Source organism: Herbivorax alkaliphila (assembly GCF_030848475.1).
In the GTDB taxonomy this organism is placed as follows: Bacteria; Bacillota; Clostridia; order Acetivibrionales; family Acetivibrionaceae; genus Herbivorax.
Window position 1 is genome coordinate 1 of record NZ_JAVDDS010000103.1, and the last position, 2930, is coordinate 2930.

The window sequence follows — 2930 nt, forward strand, 5'->3', positions numbered from 1 at the left end:
CAAACTCAATTTTTTTATCAGCATACATAAAACATTTAGGTTTGATTTTTTCATCTAAACTATTTAAAATATTAAATAATTCTTCTACTTTATCTCTTGTACTCCAGTCTTTTTTTGAAGCAAATTTATATTCTAAATACTGTTGATCAGTCATAATACCTTCTCCTCTTCTGGGGGTAAGCACCTGTACACCTTAATGACATTGGTTCTAAATAATAAACTCCATATCCTATAGCTACTCCAGCTATAGTCCAATAACAGAAAACGTAACCATTACCTGTATTAATGTAAACAAAACAGTTGAATCTACATTATTATCAATCTATACAAATTATCTATTCCGCCAAAATAATCACAATTTATATTTTTCTTTTTTAATAATTCAAAAGAGTTTTTCCCAAAAAGCTTAATACTCAGTACTATAGTTAAAATACTTGAAAGTTGTCTTTTTTCTACTATATTTTTAAAATAGTTAAATGCAACATCAGCATTGTAGCTCATAGAATATAAAAATAGCATAAATTTTTCATTAGGTAGCCACTGTAATCTTTCATCCACCTCGTAATTTACAAATACATATTCAATTAGAGACATTACCTCTTTATATAAGTTATTCTTTTTTATTCTTTCAAACCCTATTATACAAAAACAATCACATAATAATGAAAAATAGTCGTCATCATCATATCCTGATTTATTATAAAAGCCTGATAAATCTTCTATAATAGATAAATAATTATCATATTTGTTTTCTAAAAATTCACCAGATGGCTTTTCTCTCTATATATTATCATATCCTGTAAGCGTCATCATTTTATAAATATTTCTAACAATATAATCTCCAAAATCATCTACAAGACCACTAATTAAATTCTTATCCAATTGAATTTTTTGATCCATAGGAATTTCTCCTAATCTCTGCTTCCACAACCAAACAGTAATAAACGGCAATACTAGCTCAGAATCAGATTTTTCTATTTTAGTTGATAATTCATTTTTTGTCATATTTATTATGTCATGATAAAAGTAATTATAATAATCGTCTGTTGCTTTTTCATATTTTTTTACAATCTCTAATGCCGACTCCCTTGAAAAAAAGTATATTAATTCTTCATAAAAATAATAAAGGGTTAGCTCAGGTAATTTAGCTATGTTTTCATTATCTAATGAATAAAAAGCTTCTCTCATTTTACTACCACCTCACTTAATTAATTCTCTTTGTAAAATGTTTTCAAATATTTTATAAATCTACTAGTGCAAGACACAGTAATTATGTGAGCATATTTTAATGCTAAAACAATCATAAAACTTGGATTAAATATGCTTATGAATTTACAAAGCTTTGCACTAGATTCCATGAATTTATTTTTATGTTTTCCATGTCAATTAAGTTGATAGTGGAAAACACAGAAATAAAACTAATAATAGAAAACCTTAATATTTTATTGAGAAATACTTTTCTATGAAACAATTTTGAAAATTGATAAGGACACACCACGCAACAGCACATCCTTATCAGTTTTTATACCACTTTAAAGCACATCCATTTTTTTACTAAGCCCTTTAATTTATCCATATCATTTATTGGCTTAAATTCGGTCTTTTCAAGCTTTTTTATTAATCCAACAGATGCTTCATATATTTCATTTACAACATTATAATAACTAACAATATTTTCATCATGTGTTTTTCCTTTTTTTCTTGTATTTATGAATTTCATTATAAGCTTATCAGCATTTCTTTCACATTCAATACTAAATGGTCCATCCATAAAAAACAATTCAAACTTATTATAAATAGAGATATTAGATTTAGAAATTATGTTTTCACACCACATACTCAAAACAGCAACAGGAAAATCTGTCCATTGATTATCTGGATATGCAACTTCTTTACATTCAACATAAAATGTACTATAAATGTTTTTAGATATTTTTGAATATTCAAAATCATCAAGATATTTTATACTAAACATTTCATATATTCTCCTTTAATTTATTTAGGCCAAGCAGATTCTATTACCTTTTTAACAGTATTAACCCACATTTCTATATATCCTTTACCCTCAAACCACGGACCTCTTACAAAAACACGACCTCCTTGCCTTTTTATTAATTCACAATATCTATAAGATTCTCTTACTGCTCTTTCAATAGCTGGAGCACTCATCCACCATGGAAATCTATCTTTGTTAGGTCCCCCCCTGTTTCCTCCATGTCCATGACCTGACATAATATGATTCATGTCAATATGAATTTTCTTCCACGATGGCAAACTAACAGGCTTCCCCTTTTTTATTCAAATATTGTGGTGTCTCCATTAAAATCAGTTATACTATTTATGTTTCCAGCCTCATCATAAGTGTAAGTTTCAGACATTCCAAGGGGTAGAATACGATTTATTCTTCTGCCAAGCTTGTCATATTAAAAAGTAGTTGTATTACCATTTGCATCTGTTTGAGATATCATATTTCCAAGGTCATCATATTCATAAATAGTTGAGTTCCCCAACGCATCTGTAACTTTTATAAGCCTTACCATTTCATCATATTCAAGTTGCATAGTATTTCCTGCCTGATTTGTTTCAGATACTTTTAAACCATTTTCATTGTACTCTGATAATATAATTTTCCATCTTCAAAAATTGTCTTGATACAATTATCTAACGCATCATACTCATATTTTACTGAATTTCCTCTTTCATCTGTCACTTTAGTCATATTTCCATTGCTGTCGTACTCATATACTGTTGTATTTCCCAATGCATCTACAACAGAAGTATTGTTTCCTGATTTATCATTGTAGATGTTTAGCTTTAGCTAAACGAGTTTCACTTTAGAAATGCACTTATATTTACAAGCATATTACTTAAAAACCCTATCTGTTGAATAACTTTCTTACTAAATTTGTAACCTTGTTCTGCTTTAGTGT

Annotated in this window: 6 protein-coding genes; all 6 read right to left on the minus strand. The window is 28.0% G+C overall.

Going from position 1 to position 2930, the window contains the following annotated elements; translation table 11 throughout:
• Window positions 1-306: 306 nt before the first annotated feature.
• Window positions 307-558: a hypothetical protein gene (locus RBH29_RS17310; protein WP_306698258.1), complete on the minus strand. Its 252-nt coding sequence runs from the start codon at window positions 556-558 to the stop codon at window positions 307-309.
• Window positions 559-780: 222 nt separating this feature from the next.
• Window positions 781-1188, minus strand: coding sequence for a hypothetical protein (locus tag RBH29_RS17315; RefSeq protein ID WP_306698259.1), 408 nt, complete (start codon window positions 1186-1188; stop codon window positions 781-783).
• 334 nt (window positions 1189-1522) lie between these two features.
• Window positions 1523-1975: a hypothetical protein gene (locus RBH29_RS17320; RefSeq protein WP_306698260.1), complete on the minus strand. Its 453-nt coding sequence runs from the start codon at window positions 1973-1975 to the stop codon at window positions 1523-1525.
• Between the two features lie 20 nt (window positions 1976-1995).
• On the minus strand, window positions 1996-2274 hold the full coding sequence (locus RBH29_RS17325) for a hypothetical protein (RefSeq protein ID WP_306698261.1): 279 nt from the start codon (window positions 2272-2274) through the stop codon (window positions 1996-1998).
• A 149-nt stretch (window positions 2275-2423) separates the two neighbouring features.
• On the minus strand, window positions 2424-2561 hold the full coding sequence (locus RBH29_RS17330; RefSeq protein ID WP_306698262.1) for an RHS repeat domain-containing protein: 138 nt from the start codon (window positions 2559-2561) through the stop codon (window positions 2424-2426).
• 32 nt (window positions 2562-2593) lie between these two features.
• Window positions 2594-2761, minus strand: coding sequence for an RHS repeat domain-containing protein (locus tag RBH29_RS17335; protein ID WP_459076800.1), 168 nt, complete (start codon window positions 2759-2761; stop codon window positions 2594-2596).
• Window positions 2762-2930: the final 169 nt, after the last annotated feature.

Bases quoted from the DNA above. Each gene is read 5' to 3' on its own strand.
- RBH29_RS17330 (WP_306698262.1), bottom strand. From the start codon at position 2,561: ATGCAACTTGAATATGATGAAATGGTAAGGCTTATAAAAGTTACAGAT.
- RBH29_RS17315 (WP_306698259.1), bottom strand. From the start codon at position 1,188: ATGAGAGAAGCTTTTTATTCATTAGATAATGAAAACATAGCTAAATTA.
- RBH29_RS17320 (WP_306698260.1), bottom strand. From the start codon at position 1,975: ATGTTTAGTATAAAATATCTTGATGATTTTGAATATTCAAAAATATCT.